The sequence below is a fragment of the Delftia sp. ASV31 genome, from assembly GCF_016428765.1.
Classification (GTDB): Bacteria; Pseudomonadota; Gammaproteobacteria; order Burkholderiales; family Burkholderiaceae_C; genus Comamonas; species Comamonas acidovorans.
On record NZ_JAELTK010000179.1, the window covers coordinates 1 to 2100 of the forward strand.

Consider the following 2100-nt stretch of genomic DNA (forward strand, 5'->3'; position numbering starts at 1 on the left):
AGATGTGTATAAGAGACAGCGTCTATAACAAGCTCAGGGTCGTACCCATTGGAGCCTGCCACAACGGAGTAGGGGTACCCTCGGTCAGCTGGACTTCCGAAGGGATTGGCTGCGACACGCGTGGCTCCGATACGGTAGTCGCACGCTACGCTCACACCTCCATGCAGCCAGATGGTCGCGGACTGCATCAATTCGGTCAACCGGGTTTGGTTGGGCTGGGCGATGGGGTCTATGGGTCCCTGCAAAGGCGTCGATTTTGGATGTGGCGCATGGTGAGACACCACAACCGTTGGCCCCTTGAAGGGCTGAGCAAGCCTCTTGGCCAACCAGGCAACTGCGCAGTTGTGATGCCAGAGTAGAGCGGCATACGGGATGGGATGGGCTTTGTGCCGGATGCCCTCGTAGGGTGCCATGGCCAAAGCCAACCTGCCGGGGTGTGCTGGAGTACCGAAATCCGGCCAGAGCGTGGTACCCAGAAAGCGGACTCCGCCGATGACCACGGAATTGTTTTGAAGTACCTTGACCCTCGAGTTGATGGCCTCGAACTTCATCACCATCGTCGTCTGGTCGACTTCGAGCCCTCCATGCTCCAGGGTCCCTGGCACGTAGAGCACCGGAGCCTTGAGTTCGCGGGCAAATTCCATCCCGCGCTTGCAACCACCGACGTTGCCGGCCAGCACGACTAGGTCTACACCGGGCATCGCCGTGAAGGGCACTTGCAGGCCGTTCTGCTCATGAAGTTCAAGGTGCAGGTCAGAAACAAGCTGAAGTCTCAGCATGGGAGCGAGTGCAACTGCGAAGAAGAACCACGCCGCTCGTAGACAAGCTCAAAGTCGTTCTCCAAGTTCTGAAGCTGTTTCGTAGTCACACCTGACTCTGCAATCAGGTGTCCAGACACGAGGTGGTACCAATGCGTTCCCGTGGACCGGGAGCGGTACGCTGCCTCAAGCTCCTCATACATCAAGTCCTGTTTCGTATGGTCTCGAAACCGCATGAACACGTGCACGCGGGACCACCGACACCCAGTGAGCTCGCGTTCGAGCTGGTATGCCGTTGCCGCATCGGTGGTCACGTACTGCACCACTTCAATGTCCTGCCGCTGGTCAACGCAAGCCTCCAGCAGAAAGAACACTCGAGACGAGAACTCTGCAAACCGCCATGCCTGGCGACCACGCTCCTTCTTGCTCGTTGGCGGCAGGACCTGAGCACGACGTTGTGTGTGTATGAAGGTGTCCATATAGCTGTCGGGTACTTGCTCTGCGCAGCAAGCTGCCAGGGCAGGTTGATGAGCTCGCAGTGCGCTTTGCGTATAAATGATAAGCATCATAAATGATGCATCTTTTTTGATGCCACAAAGAAGAAGTATCTTTTATGAAGTTCCTTAAAAGTGACATCTCTTCAACACTCGCGGCCATGCGAATCGAACTGAACGAGCATGAGGCCAAGTGGTCCGTGGCGCTGGGGCTAGTCCTGCGCAAGACAAGAAAGCAGGCGGACTTAGCCCAAGAGGAGGTCGCCTATAAGGCCGGCACCGGCCGCCTCACCATGCAAAGGATTGAGTACGGGGCTACCAGCCCAAATCTGGTGACCCTACTGCGCTTGTGCGGCGCACTTGAGATTGCTCCCTCGATTCTGTTCGCCGAAGCGGAAAAACTGATGCAGCATCCAAAGAAGCTAGAGGCGGCCATCGAAGCACGAGACGCCGAGCATCCTCCAACCCGAGCACGCCTGAGAAACGCTTGAGCGCCGGCACCGCGGTGCTTCAGGGCTTTGGTGGAGATGCGCGTCGTCCCGATAACGTCAACTGGGCTTCGGCGGAAGCTTGTGCCCGGGCACGGCCAAGCTCTATGGCTTTGCGCACGTCCATCTCCAAAGCACCGCGGTCATGTTCAGGGGCAGCAAGCTGACCGAGTGCCCCATCCCGGGATATGAGCCACAGACCCGTAGCGAGTATGCCCATACTCACCTGTCTCTTATACACATCTGACGCTGCCGACGAAATGCGAACAAAAAAGTTTTTTTTTGGGGGGGGGGGGGGGGGGGGGGGGGGGGGGGGGGGGGGGGGGGGGGGGGGGGGGGGGGGGGGGGGGGGGGGGGGGG

Annotated in this window: 2 protein-coding genes; one reads left to right on the forward strand and one right to left on the reverse strand. The window is 58.7% G+C overall.

Annotated elements, in window-relative coordinates; genetic code table 11:
• The coding region (locus tag JHD82_RS28825) for a hypothetical protein (RefSeq protein WP_199140305.1) at window positions 1-779 on the reverse strand (779 nt) is incomplete at its 3' end.
• A 592-nt stretch (window positions 780-1371) separates the two neighbouring features.
• Here JHD82_RS28825 and JHD82_RS28830 point away from each other — a divergent pair.
• The gene (locus tag JHD82_RS28830) at window positions 1372-1743 is read left to right on the forward strand and encodes a helix-turn-helix domain-containing protein (RefSeq protein WP_199140307.1); all 372 of its coding nucleotides are present in this window, start codon (window positions 1372-1374) and stop codon (window positions 1741-1743) included.
• The last annotated feature ends 357 nt before the right edge of the window (window positions 1744-2100 follow it).

Excerpts from the sequence above, each read along its gene's own strand:
- JHD82_RS28830 (WP_199140307.1), top strand. The coding sequence starts at position 1,372 with ATGAAGTTCCTTAAAAGTGACATCTCTTCAACACTCGCGGCCATGCGA.